Source organism: Mesorhizobium sp. M7A.F.Ca.CA.002.15.2.1, assembly GCF_003998715.1.
GTDB lineage: Bacteria > Pseudomonadota > Alphaproteobacteria > Rhizobiales > Rhizobiaceae > Mesorhizobium > Mesorhizobium ciceri.
The window spans coordinates 1-1,799 of record NZ_RZPI01000904.1 but is presented as its reverse complement, the minus strand read 5'-3'; the positions used below and the strand labels follow the sequence as shown (position 1 = coordinate 1,799).

The window sequence follows — 1,799 nt, the reverse complement described above, 5'->3', positions numbered from 1 at the left end:
GTTGATCTTGAGCGTTCGGCTGCGCGGAAAAGTCGACAGGATGACGACCTGGCCTAGTGTGCCCATCAAGGCGCCGCCGAAGCCTTGCAACGCACGCGCACCAACCAGCGTCCAGATGTTGTCGGACAGCCCGCAAAGCGCCGACGAGGCGGCGAACACCAGCAAGGCAAAGCAGTAGACGTTGCGCAGGCCGAAGCGGTCGGCGGCCCAGCCGCCAAGCGGCATCGAGATGATCAGGCTGGCGACATAGACGGTGATCAGCAGGCCGAGCTGGCTGGGCGGACGGCCGAGGCTTTCGCTGATGCCCGGCAGCGCGGTCACCACGACATTCTGGTCGAGGCTGGTCATGAACACGCCGCAGGCGACCGTCAGCGGCAGCAGGAGCAAGGCTCTGGCCGGCACATCGGCGCGATCCGTGGCGCCGGCGGATAGTTCTGCGGTCATGGAGATGTTCGAACCAAACGAATGTGCCGACTCTTGAAGAAGGGATTTCATATCCCTGGGCCGGTTGGGCGGCCGCATTTTCGCACCATGGGCGCCTGCGGCCTGAGTCTCTAGCGGCAGAAACGGCTGGCGTTGATGCCAGAAGCAGGAGCGATGCGACCTTTCGGCGCCGCCTATTGCACCTCGTAGCCGACTTCCTCGCTGGCGTGGCAGAGCGCCTTCCAGAACGAGCGTGCAAACGAGCGGAAGACATAGATGTCGAACTGGTCGGCGCCGGTGCGCTGGATCTGGGCGAAGACGTCGTGATGAGCGGTCGAGCGGCCGGCGCCATTGGGAAAGGCCGGCAGCGAAAAGTCGATGGCGAAGAATTTCGCCAGCACCCATTCGGCCTTCGGCCCGGCAATGCGGATGGCGGTGCGGCCGTGCGAGAGATCGGTCACCGTGCCGATGGCCGAGGTCACCACCTTGGCAAAGGCAGCGGCCAGCCCTTCGGCCTCGTCGGCAACGGTGAACTTTCCCGGCGCGAAGCCGAACACTGACTTGACCCCGTCGCTCACTCCGCCGCCGGCGCCATCGGGAAGCGCCAGCCCGGTGACGGTGCGGATGGCTGCGATCAGCCTCTTCTCCTCGCCGGGCCAGGCGGCGAGTTGCACGATCGAGCCCGGCCTCGTCTCGGTCAGGATGATCTCGACGCCATGCTCGAAATTGCCGTGCGAGCCGACGTGAAATTCCGGCTCAAGCGGGGATTGGTGCTCAACCATGCATGCGGCTCCCGTCCGGATCGAAGAAGTGGTTGGAGACGATCTCGACCGGTCCGAACCGGTTGCGCAAGGGATCGGAGACGTGGGCGCGCGTGCCGTGCCGTGCCTTGCCGCCCTCGACCAGCGCCAGCGCGATATGTCTGCCGAGCGCCGGCGAATAGCAGCAGGCGGTGATATGGCCGATGGAGTCGTGCGGATTGGCTTCGTCAACCTCCTCGACGATGTGGGCGCCACCGTTGAGCGGCCGGTTATCGAGAGCGATCAGGCCGACCAGTTCGAGGCGGTCCGATGCGATCAAGCCTTCGCGGTCCATCATCGCCGAGCCGATGAACGGCTTCTTCTTCGACAGCATCCAGTCGAGATGCAGGTCGCGCGCCGTGGTGCGGCCGTCGATCTCGGCGCCGGTGACATGGCCCTTTTCGATGCGCATGGTGCCCAATGCCTCAAGACCGTAGGTGACCAGCCCGAACGGCTTGCCGGCTTCGACAAGCGCTTTCCAGACATGGGTGCCATGGCCGGCGCCGGAATAGACCTCGAAGGCCATTTCACCGGAGAAGGACAGCCGGCAGATCATCACCGGCACGCCTGATATTT

The 1,799-nt window shown here is 64.7% G+C and carries 3 protein-coding genes; all 3 read right to left on the bottom strand.

The features are described from left to right. On the bottom strand, positions 1 to 444 hold a 444-nt coding region (locus ENZ74_RS30945; RefSeq protein ID WP_127313263.1), incomplete at its 3' end, for an MFS transporter. A 173-nt stretch (positions 445 to 617) separates the two neighbouring features. Then, complete coding sequence (locus tag ENZ74_RS30940) at positions 618 to 1,205, bottom strand: sarcosine oxidase subunit gamma (protein WP_013531140.1); 588 nt, start codon at positions 1,203 to 1,205, stop codon at positions 618 to 620. Further along, positions 1,198 to 1,799: glycine cleavage T C-terminal barrel domain-containing protein (locus ENZ74_RS30935; RefSeq protein WP_281059753.1), on the bottom strand; the 602-nt coding region annotated here is incomplete at its 5' end. The genes ENZ74_RS30940 and ENZ74_RS30935, both read right to left, overlap by 8 nt.

Bases quoted from the DNA above. Each gene is read 5' to 3' on its own strand.
- ENZ74_RS30940 (WP_013531140.1), bottom strand. From the start codon at position 1,205: ATGGTTGAGCACCAATCCCCGCTTGAGCCGGAATTTCACGTCGGCTCG.